Raw genomic sequence first — 16,636 nt, 5'->3', positions numbered from 1 at the left:
TCAGGGCCCCTGATCGCGCTGGTAGGGGACGACCAGAGGGTTGGCCGCGGTGTAGGGGCTGGGCAATTGGCCGATGGTGCGGCCCCACTGCAGCTCCAGCTCGGTGAGGTCGCCCTCCCAGCGGGTGCCGGTGAACAGCGAGGAGTCGATTCGACTCAGGGTCAGGTCGATGATGGCGGTGAGGTTGGCGTAATCCCCGCGTATCCAGTTGGTGAGTGTTTCCTTCGGCCACGGGAAAGTGCCCAAGAAACTCAGCGAGCGGGTTAGGTCAGGACCGGCATTGGCCAGTGACTCCAGCACCGGTCCCAGAGCCTGGAGCTCTTTGACCAGATTGTCCTTGGTCTGGTTGACGGTGTCCGTGGCCAGCGCGCTGAACTTTCCGAAACTGTCCAATGCCTGGGCCAGATTCTCACGTTGGTCCTTCAGGACTGAAAGCGCGTCGGGAATCGTGCGTAACGCCTTGTCCAGCACCGGCTTTTGGGCGGCAACCTTGCCGACCAGGTTGTTGAGACTCTCGGTCGCGGCGATGATGTCGCTGGACTGGTCGTTCAGCTTGGTGATGAACTGGTCGAGTTGGGTGATGAGGCTCTTGAGGTCCTGCTCGCGGCCGGCGAAAGCGGTGCTGAACGCCGCGGTGATGTCCTGAATTTGGCCTAGGCCCCCACCGTTGAGAAGAAGTGACAACGCAGCCAGGGTCTGCTCGGTCGACGGAAAAGCCGCCCCACTGGACAATGGGATCAGCGAGCCGCTGCGCAATTTGCCCTGCGGCGGAACATCCTTGGGGGGCGCCAGCTCGACGTGCAGCGAGCCGAGCAAGCTCGTCTGACCTACCTTGGCGGTGGCGTTGACCGGCAGTTCCACGTCGCCGTTGAGCTTCATCGTGACCAGCGCATGCCAGCCCTGACGCTCGATCTTGGTGACGTTGCCGACCGTCGCGTCACCGACCCGCACGCGCGCGTTCTGTTCCATGTACCCGACATCAGGTAGCTGCGCCATCACCTCATACGAGCCCGGGCCGCCACCTTCGGTACCGGGCAGCGGAAGTGCATTCAGCCCCCGCCACTCGCACGCCGACAGCCCGGCGGCGACCAGCAACAGCACGCCGAGAACAAGCCACCGCATGGCGCGAGGCCTCATGACCCACCGACTGTGGGCACCATCATGCCGGACAGACCCGTAGACGGATTGGTCGTCACGGGCGCGTCGGCGGTCGGCGGGCCGCCGACTGGCGGGGACGCCGCCTCGGCCGACAGCGGTGCGTCGCCGACCGGCGACGACAGCTGCAGCGGCGGGATATGGTCCGGGCGCAACCAGTCTTCGCTGTAGGTGAGCTCGTTGGGGCGGGCCGCTGCTCCGACGAAAGGGTTTACGCCCAGCGGGGGAAAGTTGTACTGGCGGTTCTTGATGATCGGCGCCAAGTACTGCACACACAATTTGGCCGACTGCTCGTTGTTGAGCCGGGAAGCGGCCTGAATGGCACCGCATAGGAACGTGACCGGATTCGCGAAGTTGTTGAACGCGAGGGCGCCAGTCAGCGCCGCCTGTGACGGTTGGTAGATGTTGAGGAAGTTCTGGAACGCATTCGGGGCGACGTGCAACGTCTGCTTGATGTCGTCGAGGCTGTCAACGACCGCCGTCGAAATCGACGACAGCTTGTCGGAGGTAGTGCCGAGCGCCTCACGATTGTCGGCCACGAAGCTCTGCACGTCGCCAACGGCGGTGTTGAGGTCGCTGACTGCTCGACCAACCTGGTTCGGATCGTCGGCAAGCAGCACGGTCACTGCGGCCAAATTCCGGTTCAACTGCCCGAGCACGGTTGTGCTGTCCTGCAGCGCCGAGACCAACATCGAGAGATTCCTGATGGTGCCGAAGATGTCGTCACTGTGGTCGCCCAGTGCGGAGAAAGCCTGCGACATCTTGATCAGGGCGTCGCGGATGCTGGCGCCCTGGCCGCGCAGGTTGTCCGCTGCGGTGTTGACGAACGCCCCTAGCGTGCTGACGCCGCCGGGCTGGGTTGGTTGCAGCGCGTCGGTGAGCTCTTGCAGTTGTGCACGTAGGTCATCCCATTCCACCGGTACGGCGGTGCGGTTCTGCGGGATGACCGCGCCACTGGCCATCACCGGCCCGCCGGTATAGGCCGGCGTGAGCTGAATGGCCCGCGAGGTGATCAACTGCGGGGAGAGGATGGCCGCTGCGGCGTCGGCAGGGACTTCGTACTTGCTGTCGACCCAGAACGTGATCTTGACCCGTTCGGGTTGCGGTTCGATCGTGTCGACCTTGCCTACCCGCACACCGAGTATTCGCACCTCGTCGCCGGCGAACAAGCCGTTGCTGTTGTCGAAGTAGGCGACGATGCGGGTCTTGCTGACAGCGCCCGGAATACGCAGTGCCACTACGACTCCCGCGATCAGGCACATCACCAACACGACCGCCAGCCCGATTCTGGATGCGCGCGCGTTGATCACTGTCCGGCCTGCCCTGGTGCGCTGGGGGCCGGCGTCTGCGCGTTCGCCGGGAGTGGCGCCTCACCGGGCGCCGGCTGATAGACGGCGGCTGGGCTGGGCAGCGGCGCGGAGGCCACCTGTGGGGTCGCCGGTGCAGGCGGTCCAGGGGGCGGACCGCCCGGCGGCGGTGCCGGCAGCGGCTCACGGTAGGGGTAGCGAGGATCCCCTGGCGTGCCGGTGATCGCATCTGGGAGATTGAGATGCGGTTCTCCCCCCTGACCGGTGCGCGGGTAGGGCATTGGCAGCGCCGGGGTGGCAGGCTGGCCGGTCTGCGGGTCGGTGCGTTGCGAGGGCAACAACACGTTGGGATCAAGCCCGAGATCCGAGAACGCAGCGTCGACGAAGGGCTGGACGAATTGCCCGGGAAGCAGATTGGCGACATAGGCCTTGAAGAACGGACCCGACGCCACCGATTCGCCGAGCGACAGCGCGTACTGATTGAGGTATTTGATCGACTGCTGCACCCGCTCTTTGCGGTTGTCGACGATCGTCAAGACGCCGTTGAGTTTGTCCAACGCCGGCCGCAATTGGGTGCGGTTGTCGGCGATGAAACCCGACAGCTGCTGAGCGAACACAGACAGATTGCGTGAAATCTGTTCCAGCGCGCTGCTTTGGGTCCTCAACTGCGCGAGCAGTGCATTGGTAGTGGCCACGAGACTGACCACCTGGTCGCTGCGCTCGGCCAACACGGTGGTGGCTTTCTTGGCATTGGCCAGCAGCGTTCGCAGCTGCGCGTCGCGAACGTCGAGGGTTTGGGAGAACCGCGCCACACCGGCCACCGCAATCTTCAAGTCCGGAGCAGTGCCTTCAAAGGTGTGCGCCAGCGTGTCCAGCGCGTCGGAGACTCGTGTGGTGTCCAGTCCGCTGATCGTGGCAGAGAGGTCACCCAGGGCGTCAGGCAATTCGTAGGGCGCCGTCGTGCGCTCCAACGGGATGGTCTCCGACAGGTCGCCGTCGCCGCGGTTCGTGATCTCGAGGAACTTGGCGCCCAGGAGGCTCTTGGTCTTGATTGCCGCCTCCGAACGATCGCCCAACCGCACACCCTTCTCGACGTCAAATGTCACGAGCACTCGCCCACGGTCCAACTCCACGCTGGACACCTCACCCATCCGCAGGCCCAAGACTTGAACGGGTGCGCCCGACTGAAGGCCACCGGCCTCGGCAAAGTACGCCGAATAGCTCGTCGGCGAATTGACAAACGGCAGTTTTTGGTACTGCAGAGCGACAACGACGATGCCCACGATCAGCCCCAGGCCAATCGCACCAACCACTATCGGATTGCGCTCAGAGAATGATTTCATTTCGCAGTACACCGTCCGCTCGGCTGCTCGGCCAGTTTGATGTAGACCGGTTGACCACCCTTGCCATTCACCTTCAGCAGCAGATCGCACAGATAGAAAGTGAAATAGTCGCCGTAGATGCCCAATCTCGTCAGTGTCTGGTAAGCGTCCGGCAGCGTGTTGAGCAGATCATCGAAGTAGGCATGGTCAGCGACGACGATGCCGGCCGTCCGATCCGCTTGGTGAACGGTGTTCTGGAACGCTGGGCGGGCCTGCGCCATGAGGTCGGCGACCGTTCCCGTCGCTGCGTTTGTATACGCCACTGCGTTGCTGATGTCGCCGCGGCGTGCCGCGAGACCCTGCACCAACTGCGAGAGTGAATCGACTCCCTTGGCGAACTGGTCACTCTGGTCGCCCAGCGAACCCAGTACGGCATTGAGGTTGTCGATCACCTCCCCGATCAGGTCGTCCCGATCTGCGAAGGTGTTGGTCAGTGCGGCGGCTTGATTGAGAAATGAACCGATCGTGGCACCCTGACCTTGGAAGGCTTCGATCAGCTGAGCAGAGAGTTGATTGACCTGGTCGGGGTCAAGGGCACGGAACAATGGGCGGAAGCCACCCAGCAGAGTGTCCAGATCCAGCGCTGGTTCGGTCCGATCGACCGGAATGGTCTGGCCCGCTTTGAGGCGCTCGGCTCCGCCGGCGCCGTCCTCCAAGGCCAGATAGCGACCGCCGATCGGGTCGGCCCAGCGAATGGCCGCTTTGGTGCCCTGGGTGAGCACCACCGAGTCGTCGGCGGAGAATTCCACCACTGCGACCACCTTGTTGATGGAGATCGTCTTGATCTTGCCGACCTCCACCCCGGCGATCCTCACCAAGTCGCCGGTCTTCAACCCGGTCACGGTGGCGAACTCGGCGCGGTAGGTGGTTTCGGGCTGAAACCTCAGCTGCGAGAAAACCGCCATCACCGCGAAGGCACCCACCAGGCACACCATTGTGAAAATGGCGAACCTCCAGGCGGCACCGGCAAGGTTGTCTTTCACGGATGCGTTCCTCGATTACAGGGTTGGGTCACGGCGACGGTGGTGGTGCGGACGGTGGCGGTGATCCGTCCGCTGGCGGCGGCGACGGTCCAGTGTCGGGTGGGAGCGGAAGCCCCGAGTACAACGGCACACCGCCGGGCCCGTACAGCGGCGCCCCATAGGGCGGCGCGCCCGGGTAAGGCACCGGACCGATCGCCGGTGGCCCCGCACCGCGGACGCTCGGGGGCTCCGGCACCGCCCGGGTGACAGGGAAGTAGTCGACCCACCATGGGTGCCCGATGCCCGGATTGGGCCGCCAGTCCAGCCCGGTGCCCCAACCGGTGTTGGTGATCAGCTTGCGCACCGGAAAGTTCTTCCTCACATCCGGAAGGGAACCGCAGCCCGGCTTGCCCCCCGGCCCGCCCTTGGCCGCCACGATCGGCAGGTTGTCCGGGTAGCGGTATGGGTCATCTCCCAGCAGAAGGGCGGCGTCCAGGATGATCGACTTACCGTTGCCACCGATCTGGTCATAACCGCCGTGATCCAGGAAGAACTTCGCCCCCTGAAGCAAGCAGGTGTATTCCGGGTTGTACTTGAGCAACAACTCCGTCGTCGGCGCCAACCCGTTGACCCCCTGCACCAGGTTGTCCTTGTTCGAGCCGAGTAGGTTCGTGGCGCCGGTGGAGAATCCGATCGCGTTGAGCAGCAACGCATCCAGATCGCTGGAATGAGACGTGATGGTCGCGCTAGTGGTGCTGGCCGCGTTCAGAGTTGCCAGGATGTCTTGGGCGGCAACGCTGTAGGCGTCAGTGAATCCCTTGAACGAGCGCCAGTCCTGCGCCACCGTGTCCATCCGCGGGTTGAGCGCCAACAGAACCTGGTTGGCCGCCGTAGTGGCCTCACCGATGCGCTGTCCCTGGCCACGCACTCCGTCGGCCAGGGCGGTCAGCGTGGCGTTGAGCTTGGCCACGTCGATCTGTTGCAGCACCCCAACCAGGTTCTCGAAGACCGTGTTCACTTCCGTGCTGACATTGCGTGCCCGTAGCACCTCACCTGCCGCCAGTCGCTTGGGACTCGGGTCATCGGGATAGACCAGATCGACATACTTCGCCCCGAACGCCGTGGTGGCCCGGATCTCGGCTTCGACATTGGCCGGAATGTAGCGGACCTGATCGGGGAATATCTCCAACTTCAAACTCACCGGCTGCGCGCCACCGTCGATGCCGGCGACGCGCCCGACCTCGACGCCCCGCAGTTTGACCTTCGCGCCGGATTCCATCACCAGACCGGAGCGCTCCGATGCCAACGTGACCGGAACATTGCTGTTGAACGCTCCGACGAACAAGGCAACGCAGATCACCACGATGGCAATGATGACCACGAACATCATCGCCGCCCACCACAGCGGGTGGAGACGCCCCTCTCCACTTCTGGCTTGCCTCAACCGATTACCCCGAGAGATGGAAATTGCCGGACTGCCCGTAGATGGCCAGTGTCAGAAACAGGGTGACGAACACCGCTGAGATGAGCGACGCGCGCACCGCTCGCCCCACCGCCTCCCCTACGCCCGCCGGACCACCCGATGCGGTGAAGCCGTAGTAGGTGTGGACCAGCATGATGACGACCGCCATGGTGATCACCTGTGCGAACGACCACACCATGTCGGTGGGGTTCAAGAACGTATTGAAGTAGTGGTCATACACGCCCGTCGACTGGCCATAAATGAAGGTCGTGCCAAAGCGAGCTGCGAAGAACGATACGAGCATCGCCACGCAATACAGGGGAATGACGACGATCACTCCGGCCACCACCCGGTTGGAGGCCAGGTAGGCAACCGAGCGGATGCCGATCACCTCCAGTGCGTCGATCTCCTCGTTGATCCGCATCGCCCCCAACTGGGCCGTGGCTCCCGCACCGATGGTGGCGGCCAGACCGATCGCGGCGACGGATGGCGCGATCAGCCGCACATTGAAGTACGCCGACGCGAAGCCGGTGAGGGCCTCGACGCCGACGTTCGAAAACTGTGTGTAGCCTTGCACCGCAATCAGCGCGCCGGTGGACAACGTCAGGAACGCGACGATCACGACGGTGCCCCCGATGACCGCCAACGCTCCCGCACCCAGGCTCATGATCGCGATCAGCCGCACCAACTCGGTCTTGTAGTTGGCAAAGGCGGTAGGGATCGAGCCGATGGTTCTGGCGAAGAATTGCGCCTGGGTGCCAATCCGGATCAAACCGCCCACCCATCCCGCCACCTTGCGAAGAAGCAACGGGTGCAGCTTGCTCGGGATGCCGACGCTCATAGTGTTGCCTGCACACCGACCGCCGTCGCAATGATGTTGATCGCGAACAGTGCCATGAATGTGAAGACCACGGTTTCGTTGACCGCGTTTCCTACCCCGGCTGGGCCGCCGCCAACCGAAATGCCCTTATAGCACGCGATGAGACCAGCACTGAGACCGAACAGCGCAGCCTTGACGACGGATATGACGACATCGGCGGGACCGGTGATTAACGTCAGACCGGTCACAAAGGCGCCCGGGGTGACGTGTTGGACGAAGACCGAGAACAGAAAGCTGCCCGTCAGGCCGACCACGACCACCACCGATGACAACAGGGTCGCCACCACGGTGGCGGCCAGCACCCGCGGGACCACCAGCGCCTGAATGGGGTCGATTCCCATGACCTTCAGCGCGTCGAGCTCATCGCGGATCGTCCGCGCCCCCAGATCGGCGCACATTGCCGTCGCACCCGCTCCGGCGACCACCAGCACCGTCACGACCGGACCAAGTTGGGATACAACACCATACGCGGCACCGGTGCCCGACAGATCGGCCGCGCCCAACTCGACCAGCAAGATATTGAAAGTAAAGATCAGCAGCACCGTGAACGGAATCGCCAACAGCACCGTCGGCAGCAGCGACACCCGCGCCACAAACCAGGATTGCAGCACGAACTCGCGCCACGCGAAGGGTTTCGTCGGGATCGAAACCAAGGCGTCCAGTGACATCGAAAAGAAGCCGCCGAACGCGCTAAGCGGTTTGGATACGGCCATGTTGTAGCGGCTGGCCTGCGCCCAGTCGCTGGCGTCGAAGCGGATTCCGCGACTCGCGTCGCGCTTCGGGCCGCCGATAGCCCGTCGGTCGCTCTCCTGCTCCGCAGCCGACCGGACAGCCCCGTCACTATGCGCCCGCACCATGGCATGCACCTCCCTGTGACGGCATCGACTACCGAGCGTTGGAGCCAGCAGACTCTAACCAAATCCAAATTAGACTTATATGGGACAATTGGCAATAACCCGGGCTTAACAGGCGCTGATCTGCCGTCTTGCTGTTCGATTTTTCTGCTTCATCGTCAAATATTGGATCTTTGTTAGGTCCGACAACGACGCCCCGGTGCGGCCAACATGGCCGCCAGCCCGCCGACCCGGTCGTTGGCGGCCTCAGCACTACGCGCGCGCCGCGGGTTCCGTACCGCCACCCTCGTTCCCATGTGCGGAGTGGATGCAGGGTTCGAGCGAGCGCCTTGTCACCCGTGCCTAATTCTAACTAGAATAATGCCACCGGCGTACGAGAGACTGTGGGGTTCGCATGCGTGGTACCAGTTCACAGCGCCTATGTGTGTGGAGCGGCGTTCTCTTCGCGGTGCTATTCTTCGTCGGCTTCGGGCTCATCGCCCGATACATACCACCGCCACCGCCGGCCCGAGCAGCCGCAGATGTCGCGAAGTTCTACCGCGACAACGCCAACACCATCCGTACCGGGATGATCCTCAGCATGTACGCGCTGGTCTTCTTCGTTCCCTTCACGGCAGCCATCTCGGTGCAGCTCAAACGGATCGAAGGCCTACACACACCGCTGACCTACGCCCAGCTTGGCATCGGCTGCACTCTCCCGGTTGCGTTCTTCCCGGCGCTCTACTACTTCCAGGTCGCGGCATACCGGCCCGACCGATCGCACGAGGCGATCCAGACACTCAATGACATGGGCTGGCTTCCCTTCACCGGAATCATCTACGCGATCTTCGTTCAGAATCTGGTCATCGGTATTGCTGTGCTGTCTGACCAGCGCACCAACCCGGTGTACCCGCGGTGGTACGGCTACTTCTGTCTATGGACAGCGCTCCTGTACTGCCCGGCAAGTCTGGATGTGTTCTTCCAGGACGGACCGCTGGCCTGGAACGGCCTGTTCTCCTGGTGGCTATCACTGGTGGCGTTCTTCGCCTGGATCGTCGTGACCGTGGTGGTCACCCTCCGAGCCATTGGCAGCCAAGAGAGGGATGGCCAACTCCAGGCGAGACCGGTTGGCGTACAGGCGGATTAGGAGCGACACCGATCGATGTGTATCGATGTGCACGGGCCGGAATTGACTCCACAGCCCACCCCGGGATTCCTGTTGCTTCGCCGGCGCCATGCTGCGCATGAGGCCTGGGGTGAAATCGGATCCCAGGTCGCAAAGTCGGATCAACAGAGCGTGTGGCGGCTCATCGCCCTACCGCAATGTCGGGGCTCAGCGCCGGTTCGGTGATGTAGTCGGCCAGGTCGGCATCGTGGGTCATCAGCCAGTAGTCAACGACTCGATATGGCGAGTTGGTGACAACCCGACCGCTTGTGTTGCGGTAGTACGTCGTCATGCCGGGGTGATTCCACACCATCTTCGAATGCTCCGCGTCCACCTCGCGCACCCAACGGTCATGCGCATCGGCTCGGCATTCCACCACGCCAATGCCCTCGCGAACCATCTTGGTGATGACATCGAGGATGTACCGACCCTGCGACTCGCCAATGAAGAAGTAGGAGCCGCCGGAACCCGAGTTCGTGTTGGGCCCATACATCAGGAACAGGTTCGGAAACTCGGGCACGGTAATGCCGAGATAGGCGGTGGCATCATCGTCGCCCCAGACGTCGCTCAACCGCTGCCCGCCCCGCCCGACGAACTCGATCGGCTGCAGGTAGCGAATCGTCTGGAATCCGGTGGAGAACACAAGCACGTCGGCGTCGAACTTCTCCCCCGTGGTAGTGACGAGGCCTGACTCGGTGACCTCGGCGACTGCGTCGGTAACGAGCGCTACGTTGTCCCGCTTGAGCGCAGCGAACCAGCCGTTGTCGAGCAGCATGCGCTTGCCGAAGGGGGGATAGTCCGGCAGGCACTTCGAGATCAAGTCTGGCCGGCCGTCGAGCTGATCGACCAAGTAGCGCGTGAAGTGCCGGCGGTGGGCGTCGTTGACCGCGTTGAGCGATCTGTCGGGATCGTGCCACTCCGGGTCCATCTGCAGCGACGGGTGCACGCGATCGTTGAACAACCATGCCAGCCGGAAGCGATACCACGCATGGTAATTCGGCACGTGGTTCATCAACCAGTGCACGTCCTCGGGAATGGCCGCGAAGTACTCGGCGCACGGTGCTACCCATTGCGGCGAGCGCTGGAAGATGGTCAATTGCTGTACTTTGTCGACGATGGCCGGCACCACCTGCATAGCGCTGGCGCCACTCCCGATGATGGCAACGCGCTTTCCGCTGAGATCCAGCTCGTCTGGCCACTCGGCGGTGTGGAACTTCGGCCCCCGGAAGGAACCAAGCCCTGGGATCTCGGGCGTTTTCGGCTTGCCGAACAATCCGACCGCGCTGATCAGGATGTTGCCGGAATAGCGCTTCACCGAGCCATCCACGCAACGGGCGTAGACCGCCCACCGTTGCGTACTGTCGTCGTATTCCGCGCGCTGAACCTCGGTGTCGAACACGATGTCGCGGCGAATGTCAAAGTGGTCTACAGCTTCTCGCAGATAGGTCACCATTTCATCACGCTTGCCGAAATGCATCGACCAGTCACGCGGAAAGAAGGAGAAGGAGTAGAGGTAACTTGGCGTGTCGACACCCGAACCCGGATAGGTGTTGGTCAGCCACACTCCACCGACTTCGCTGTGACGTTCCAGGATGACAAAAGAAATCCCGAGTTGCTGTAGCTGCGCGGCCAAGATGATGCCCGAAATACCGGCCCCGATGATGACGACGGAGAAGTCGTCGACCTCCACCGGTTCCGGTGCTGCCGCCGGCTCCAGCCCCATCTCCTCGCGCATCACCCGCTCGTACTCCTGCGGAACCTCCTCGTCCACGCAGATGCTCAGCATCTTGCGCAACAGATCAGGATCAGGGAGGGGAACGGCGGCTGGCACACCCCTTGACCACTCCGAGACCGCGGCCACTGCGCATCGGCGGATCTCGTCGGCCACCTCGGGTTCGAAACCGCCGGAGTCGTTGGGGCTCAACCCCGGTGAACGGGTGGGCCGAAAAGGTTCATCGAGCCAGCGTTGCTCGCCGGTCAACTGATAGAGCACCATCGTGAGCGTCGGCAGATTGGCGACGCCTATGGCCTGTTCCAAGCGCGATTGATCGATCGGGCTTTCCGGCGGGGTCATCGACATAGCGGCCTTCTCCCTTGTATGCCCGAGCCATGTCGGCGGCCAGGACGCGGTTCTAAATCAAGTTAGATTATAACATCAGAATGACCTCGGCGGAACACCATCGATAGCGTAAATTTGCGGCGTGCCACAGTATCGTGGACAGCACACGATCAAAGAGGGGGCAGAATGCACGTAGAAAAATGCGCAAGGCGCCATCGCAGCGCCGGCTAAGAACGGCGAAGCACGCCCTTAGCGCCGGGGCGGACGACCCAACCGGCGGCGCCAATCGTGGGCGCCGAGAAGACGCACGAGTTTGGCTTGGATCTTGTTTTTCCTGGGCGTATACGGATACCAGTGCGGCTCGGAACTCAGATGAACGCGCTCAGACACCACCGACTGTTGTCGGCAGAACTTGAGGATTCCGGCTGCCCCGCCTGAGCGACTACCCACACCCGATTCCTTCCAGCCGCTCATCGGAATAGTCAGCTGGAAAGTGCTCATCATCACGTTGTTCTGGTTGACCGCACCCGCTTCGAGCTGGCGGCTGACCCGGTCGGCACGCGCCGGGTCGCCGGTCCACACGCTGGCACTCAAGCCGTAGCGCGAATCGTTGGCAAGCCGGACGGCTTCGGCTTCGTCGGCGACCTTCATGATCGGCAGTGTGGGACCGAAGGTTTCGTCGCGCATGCACAGCATGCTGTGATCCACGTCGACGAGCACGGTGGGTTCGAAGAATTGACCATGCTCGTCACGCTTACCGCCGGTGAGCACCCGCGCACCCTTGTCCACCGCGTCATTGACGTGGCTTTCCACGATGTCCAATTGAGCGGGTGTGCACATCGCCCCGATGTCGGTGCTGAAGCTGCCATCCGGGTCCATCCCCTGGCGAAGGTCTTTCACCTTGTCGGTGACCTTCGCGACGAACTCGTCGTACACGGGGGCTTCTACGTAGGCGCGTTCCACCGAGATACAGATTTGGCCCGAATTCCACATCGCGCCCCACGCCGCAGCACTGGAAGCACGGTCGATGTCTGCATCCGACAAGACGACCATCGGATCTTTGCCGCCAAGTTCCAAACTGCAGGGGATCAGCCGCTCACCGGCACGGGCGGCGATCTTCCGTCCCGTACGCGTCGAGCCGGTGAACATGATCATGTCGACTTCTTCGACCACGGCCGCGCCGGTCTGCGGACCCCCGGTCACGTTGGCCAGGACCGGGGGCGCCCCGATGTCCTCCAGCCACCCTCGGGTGGCCTCCCCCCAGGTCAACGGGGTGAACTCCGACGGCTTGAAAAGCACTGCGGCTCCGGCCATCAACGCCGCCACACCATCGAGCATCGGACCGCCCAGCGGGCCGTTCCACGGCGTGAGCATCCCGACGAGCTGATAGGGGCGGGCGAAGACGCGCAGCTTCTTGGTCAAGCCGCCGGCCCCCCAGCTGGCAACCTTGCGGTCGGCGAGGAATTCGGCGGCATATCCGCTGTAGTAGTTGATCAGGTCCACCGCCATCGAAATCTCCAGGGCAGCGTCACCCCACGATTTGCCGGTCTCCTCCTGCATGATGCCGACCAAACGGGATTCGTTGTCCAGAATCCAGTCCAGGAAATTTCGCATGTGGATCGCCCGGCCGTTCGGCCCGAGTTCTTCCCACGCCGGCTGGGCGTCGCGCAGTTGGGCGGCAGCCGCCGCCACTGCGGCGGGCCCCATGTCGGGGACACACCCCACCACCCGTCCGTCGGCGGGGCAGCGAACCTCGATCACGGCGTCGTCGTGACCAGTGACTCCACCGTCTCCGGATCGGGTATTCGCTTGTGCTGTAGCCATTTTCAACTCCTCGGCAATGAACAACTGGCTAGCCGCTGCGGGCGGCTGATGAACTGGTGCAGAGCACCAGGGCGGCCCGCCGCGCAGTGCAGACAATCTCCCCGCGCTGGTTGCGGCCGCGGTGCTCGAACGTCACGACCCCCTGGTCCGGCCGCGAGGTGGACAGCCGCTTGTCGATGACCTCGGTTTCCGCAGTCAGGGTGTCACCGATGAAAACCGATGCAGGAAAACGGATTTCGGAGAATCCGAGGTTGGCCACCGTCGTTCCGTCGGTAAGGTCGGCGACGCTCAGACCAACTACGGTCGACATGGTGAACAAGCTGTTGACGAGGCGCTGGCCGAATTCCTGAGTTTGGGCGAAGGCCGCATCCAAGTGCAGGCTTTCGGTGTTCATCGTCAGCGTGGTGAACAGTACGTTGTCCGCCTCGGTCACTGTGCGGCCGGGTCGGTGCTCGAAGATGTCGCCGACGATGAGTTCCTCGAGGTACCTACCGCGGCGATGATGCACGGTCACGTCATTACCCCCGCGGCGGATGCAAGCGCCTCCCGGTGCGCGGGATGGGCGATCGCGATGAGGGCCTGTTGTCGCTCGGCGACGCTGCGACCATCCAGGCGAGCGACGCCGAACTCGGTCACCACCGCGTCGACCATCGACCGCGGAACGCTCACCGTGGCCACCGAATCAACGATCCGCGAGTGAGAACCGTCCGGCGTGGCCGAAGGCAGCGCGATTACCCGCAGACCCCCCGCTGATCGGCTGGCAGCGTCGACGAAGTCGAGACTGCCGCCGACTCCGGAAATCTGGCGCCCTCGCAGCACCTCGCTGTTGACCTGGCCGTTGACATCGACTTCGATGGCGGTGTTGATCGATACCAAGCGGGGCGTGCGGGCCAAGACATCAGCGTTGTGTGCTGTTGACGATGGATGGACGGCCAGCGCAGGGTTGCGGTCGGCGAATCTCATCAGCCGCTGCGTGCCCATCAACTCCGGAGACAAGATCGCGGGCTGGTCGCCGTCGGCGGGAATAACGCCACGCTCGAACAGTTCCACCATCTCGTCGGTGGCCATCCCGGTGAACCGAATCTTCCCGAGGTCGGCATCGGCCAGCGAATTCACCACCGCCTCCGGAATCGAGCCGATCCCGATCTGCAGCGTGGGGTTCCTGGGCAACAGGTCGACGATGTGTTCAGCAATACGGTTGCTGACCGGACTCGGTTTCGCCGAGCCGTACTGTGGTGTCGCATCGGCGGTGTCGACGAACGCATCGAAAACGGACTCGTGCACGGTGGTGTTGCCGAACGTCCATGGCAGTTCGGGATCGACCTCGCCGATACACACCCGAGCCAAGCGCAGTGCATCAAGGCTGTAGCCGGCGGACGGCCCCAGTGAGTGGTAGCCGTGCCGATCCGGCGGAGTTACCCGCACCATCGCGACGTCCACACCCCAAGACTGCAGCTGCGCCGCGATCCGCGAGGCGCGAACCGGTACAAATGCCGCAGTCCCATCGGCAACCAGCCCGGCGACCGGTGCCATCACATGCCAGGTCCGGTAGCAAAGGTGGTCCGTGCGCACGGCATCGAGGAAGGGATAGTCGCCGAGCAGCAGTCCTGAGCTGAGGGTCCAGTTGTGGCCTGCGGCCTCCTTGTTCATCGTGTGCAACAAGGTGGTGGGCGCACCACAGCCCGGTGCCGCGACGAGGTGCGCACCCTCAGGCGCCAGCTCCAGTGCGGCGAATGGGTCGACGCTACGGGCGGGACTGCTCATGTCGGTCGTGCCATCGCAGCCTCGACAGCCGCCGGGGAGAACGCCTCGTCGAAAGCGCGCTCGTCGGACTGGAACTCGTCGACCTCGACGACGCGCCCGTCCCGGATGCGGTATACCAGGCACTCGCGGAGCCGCACGGTCTTGCCGCCGACTTCAACGACGCCGTACTGGTAGGCCGCGGCGTACTGCGGGCTGGCGGTGATGTCGATGACGTCGAATTGGGCTGGCCCGGTGAAGATACGTTTCATCTTGCCGAACAGCGACAAGATCGCCCGGCGGCCTTCATAGACGCCCGACAGCACGTTGGCGCCGGGCACGCGCCAGATGCAGTCCTCGTCAAGTAAGGATTCGATGTCGGCGCGGTTCTGCTGCGATAACGCCGTCATGAGGCGGCGCACGATCTGCGCGTTCGGATGTTCAGCCATCGGTCGGTTCCTTCCTCATGAGTTAGACGCAGGCCGTGGAGGTGCCCGACAGCACGACGACACCGTGATGATTGGTCGTCAGGATTTCGAAATCCACGTACTTAACCTGTTCGCTGTCGCGCACATCTACCACGGTCGCGACAGCATGCAGCGAGTCACCGGGCCACACCGGGTTGACGAAGCGAACCCGGTAGCGCATCAGACGTTCCCGACCCACCCACTCAGCGAGCAGCCGTTCGGCGGCGGCCATCACCAGCATTCCGTGAGCCATCACACCCGGGTAGCCGGCGCGCACGGCATACGGTTCGTCGGTATGCAGTGGGCTGTAGTCGCCGGATGCGCCTGCATACTGCACGATCTGGGTGCGGGTCACTTCGGGGATGACCGTGTGCTCGCGGCGGGCGCCGACGACCAACGTGTCGCCCGTGTGGCCGAAGCCGTTCACGGCTCGCCGCCGCCCTCGGAAACCGCGAACTCGGTGTCGACCAATACCATTCGCGCCCGCAGCACGAGTTCGCCCGCCGCGTTGCGGTAGTCCCTGATGATCTCGTGGAACGTCAGAGTTCCTGCACGGCGGCTTTGTTTGTGCCAGCTCGCGCCCTCATGCTCGGCGACAACGAGGCGCTCACCTACACGTACGGGGGCAAAGTACTCGAACTCCTGCTCGGCGTGCAGGACACTGCCTCCCGGCGTCGAGGGTTTGAGATCAAGCGCCCCCGACGGGCGCAGCCCGCGCATGTGTAGCGGATCGAATTGGACCGAAGCGGCGGGAAACGTCAGCGGCGCGGGCGTCCCGGGCGCAGGCACGTCGCGGGCGAGCCGCTCGTCACCGACGGCGCGAGCAAATGCCAGCACATGACCCGGCTCGACGTCGAATGCGTAGTCGCCCATCACATCCCCGGGCCCGCCGGGCGGAAGCGGGGCAGTGCGCCCTCTCCGCCGGTGTCGCAGAAGACCACCTCGACACGCTGCCCGATCGACAGGGCGTCGGGATCGCAGTCGATGATGTTGGTAACCATCTTGGGTCCCTCATCGAGTTCGACCATCGCCAGCACGTACGAGCCGGCGTTTGCGTACTCGAGGATTCCGCGAGTGGTGACGGTGTAGCTGTAAATGGTCCCCCGCCCACTGGCTTCGGTGTCGACCAGGTCGGTGCTGTGACAGTTCGCGCACACATACCGCGGGTAGTAGCCGGCCCGATCGCAGTTCGAGCAGCGCTGCAGCACAAGTTTGCCCGCAAGGGTAGCTGCCCAGAACGTTGCGGTTTCGGGGTTGACACTTGGTGCGGGCGAGGGCAACTGGGGCGTGCTCACTGGTGCACCATCGTTAGGTCGGTGATCTTGGATGGATTGCCGATGCACCCGAGGTGCCGTTGACCTACCGCCCTGCTCGCTCGACGCATTCGATGTCCAGCATGA

16 protein-coding genes are annotated in these 16,636 nt (G+C 63.4%); 1 reads left to right on the top strand and 15 read right to left on the bottom strand.

All coding sequences use genetic code 11. The annotated features are described in order from the left end of the window. Genes ORI27_RS27300 through ORI27_RS27270 form a run of 7 tightly spaced genes read right to left on the bottom strand, consistent with a single transcriptional unit; the run spans position 1 to position 7,861 of the window. Entirely contained in the window at positions 1–1,122 is a 1,122-nt protein-coding gene (locus tag ORI27_RS27300) for a virulence factor Mce family protein (protein ID WP_266000279.1), read from the bottom strand. A gap of 11 nt (positions 1,123–1,133) precedes the next feature. Further along, entirely contained in the window at positions 1,134–2,417 is a 1,284-nt protein-coding gene (locus tag ORI27_RS27295) for an MCE family protein (RefSeq protein ID WP_407666447.1), read from the bottom strand. Between the two features lie 44 nt (positions 2,418–2,461). Continuing rightward, on the bottom strand, positions 2,462–3,805 hold the full coding sequence (locus ORI27_RS27290) for an MCE family protein (protein ID WP_266000264.1): 1,344 nt from the start codon (positions 3,803–3,805) through the stop codon (positions 2,462–2,464). Then, the gene (locus tag ORI27_RS27285) at positions 3,802–4,827 is read right to left on the bottom strand and encodes an MCE family protein (protein WP_266000265.1); all 1,026 of its coding nucleotides are present in this window, start codon (positions 4,825–4,827) and stop codon (positions 3,802–3,804) included. Before ORI27_RS27285 ends, ORI27_RS27290 begins: the two co-directional genes overlap by 4 nt. A 28-nt stretch (positions 4,828–4,855) precedes the next feature. Beyond that, a complete protein-coding gene (locus ORI27_RS27280; protein WP_266000266.1) occupies positions 4,856–6,196 on the bottom strand; it encodes an MCE family protein in 1,341 nt (446 codons plus the stop codon). Between the two features lie 58 nt (positions 6,197–6,254). Further along, positions 6,255–7,109, bottom strand: coding sequence for an ABC transporter permease (locus ORI27_RS27275; protein WP_266000267.1), 855 nt, complete (start codon positions 7,107–7,109; stop codon positions 6,255–6,257). After that, entirely contained in the window at positions 7,106–7,861 is a 756-nt protein-coding gene (locus tag ORI27_RS27270; protein ID WP_266000281.1) for an MlaE family ABC transporter permease, read from the bottom strand. The genes ORI27_RS27275 and ORI27_RS27270 overlap by 4 nt, the downstream gene beginning before the upstream one ends. A 589-nt stretch (positions 7,862–8,450) precedes the next feature. On the opposite strand from ORI27_RS27270, the gene ORI27_RS27265 reads away from it, so the two are divergent. Further along, the gene (locus tag ORI27_RS27265; protein ID WP_266000268.1) at positions 8,451–9,128 is read left to right on the top strand and encodes a hypothetical protein; all 678 of its coding nucleotides are present in this window, start codon (positions 8,451–8,453) and stop codon (positions 9,126–9,128) included. Positions 9,129–9,288: 160 nt separating this feature from the next. Here ORI27_RS27265 and ORI27_RS27260 read toward each other — a convergent pair whose 3' ends face one another. The 8 genes from ORI27_RS27260 to ORI27_RS27225 form a co-directional block, all read right to left on the bottom strand. Then, positions 9,289–11,220: a flavin-containing monooxygenase gene (locus ORI27_RS27260; protein ID WP_407666448.1), complete on the bottom strand. Its 1,932-nt coding sequence runs from the start codon at positions 11,218–11,220 to the stop codon at positions 9,289–9,291. A gap of 234 nt (positions 11,221–11,454) precedes the next feature. Then, positions 11,455–13,029 (bottom strand): aldehyde dehydrogenase family protein, encoded by a 1,575-nt coding sequence (locus ORI27_RS27255; RefSeq protein WP_266000270.1) that lies wholly within the window; start codon positions 13,027–13,029, stop codon positions 11,455–11,457. 28 nt (positions 13,030–13,057) lie between these two features. Further along, entirely contained in the window at positions 13,058–13,543 is a 486-nt protein-coding gene (locus ORI27_RS27250; RefSeq protein ID WP_266000271.1) for a MaoC family dehydratase, read from the bottom strand. Continuing rightward, positions 13,540–14,793, bottom strand: a complete 1,254-nt coding sequence (locus ORI27_RS27245) for an acetyl-CoA hydrolase/transferase family protein (protein ID WP_266000272.1) — start codon at positions 14,791–14,793, stop codon at positions 13,540–13,542. Before ORI27_RS27245 ends, ORI27_RS27250 begins: the two co-directional genes overlap by 4 nt. Continuing rightward, complete coding sequence (locus ORI27_RS27240) at positions 14,790–15,218, bottom strand: nuclear transport factor 2 family protein (RefSeq protein WP_266000273.1); 429 nt, start codon at positions 15,216–15,218, stop codon at positions 14,790–14,792. The genes ORI27_RS27245 and ORI27_RS27240 overlap by 4 nt, the downstream gene beginning before the upstream one ends. A gap of 22 nt (positions 15,219–15,240) precedes the next feature. Continuing rightward, on the bottom strand, positions 15,241–15,663 hold the full coding sequence (locus tag ORI27_RS27235; RefSeq protein ID WP_266000274.1) for a MaoC family dehydratase: 423 nt from the start codon (positions 15,661–15,663) through the stop codon (positions 15,241–15,243). Next, the gene (locus ORI27_RS27230; RefSeq protein WP_266000275.1) at positions 15,660–16,109 is read right to left on the bottom strand and encodes an FAS1-like dehydratase domain-containing protein; all 450 of its coding nucleotides are present in this window, start codon (positions 16,107–16,109) and stop codon (positions 15,660–15,662) included. Before ORI27_RS27230 ends, ORI27_RS27235 begins: the two co-directional genes overlap by 4 nt. After that, on the bottom strand, positions 16,109–16,531 hold the full coding sequence (locus ORI27_RS27225; RefSeq protein WP_266000276.1) for a Zn-ribbon domain-containing OB-fold protein: 423 nt from the start codon (positions 16,529–16,531) through the stop codon (positions 16,109–16,111). Before ORI27_RS27225 ends, ORI27_RS27230 begins: the two co-directional genes overlap by 1 nt. Positions 16,532–16,636 lie beyond the last annotated feature (105 nt).

It is taken from the genome of Mycobacterium pinniadriaticum (assembly GCF_026242045.1).
Lineage (GTDB): Bacteria > Actinomycetota > Actinomycetes > Mycobacteriales > Mycobacteriaceae > Mycobacterium > Mycobacterium pinniadriaticum.
The sequence above is the reverse complement of the archived record's forward strand: the minus strand, read 5'-3'. Positions and strand labels throughout refer to the sequence as shown.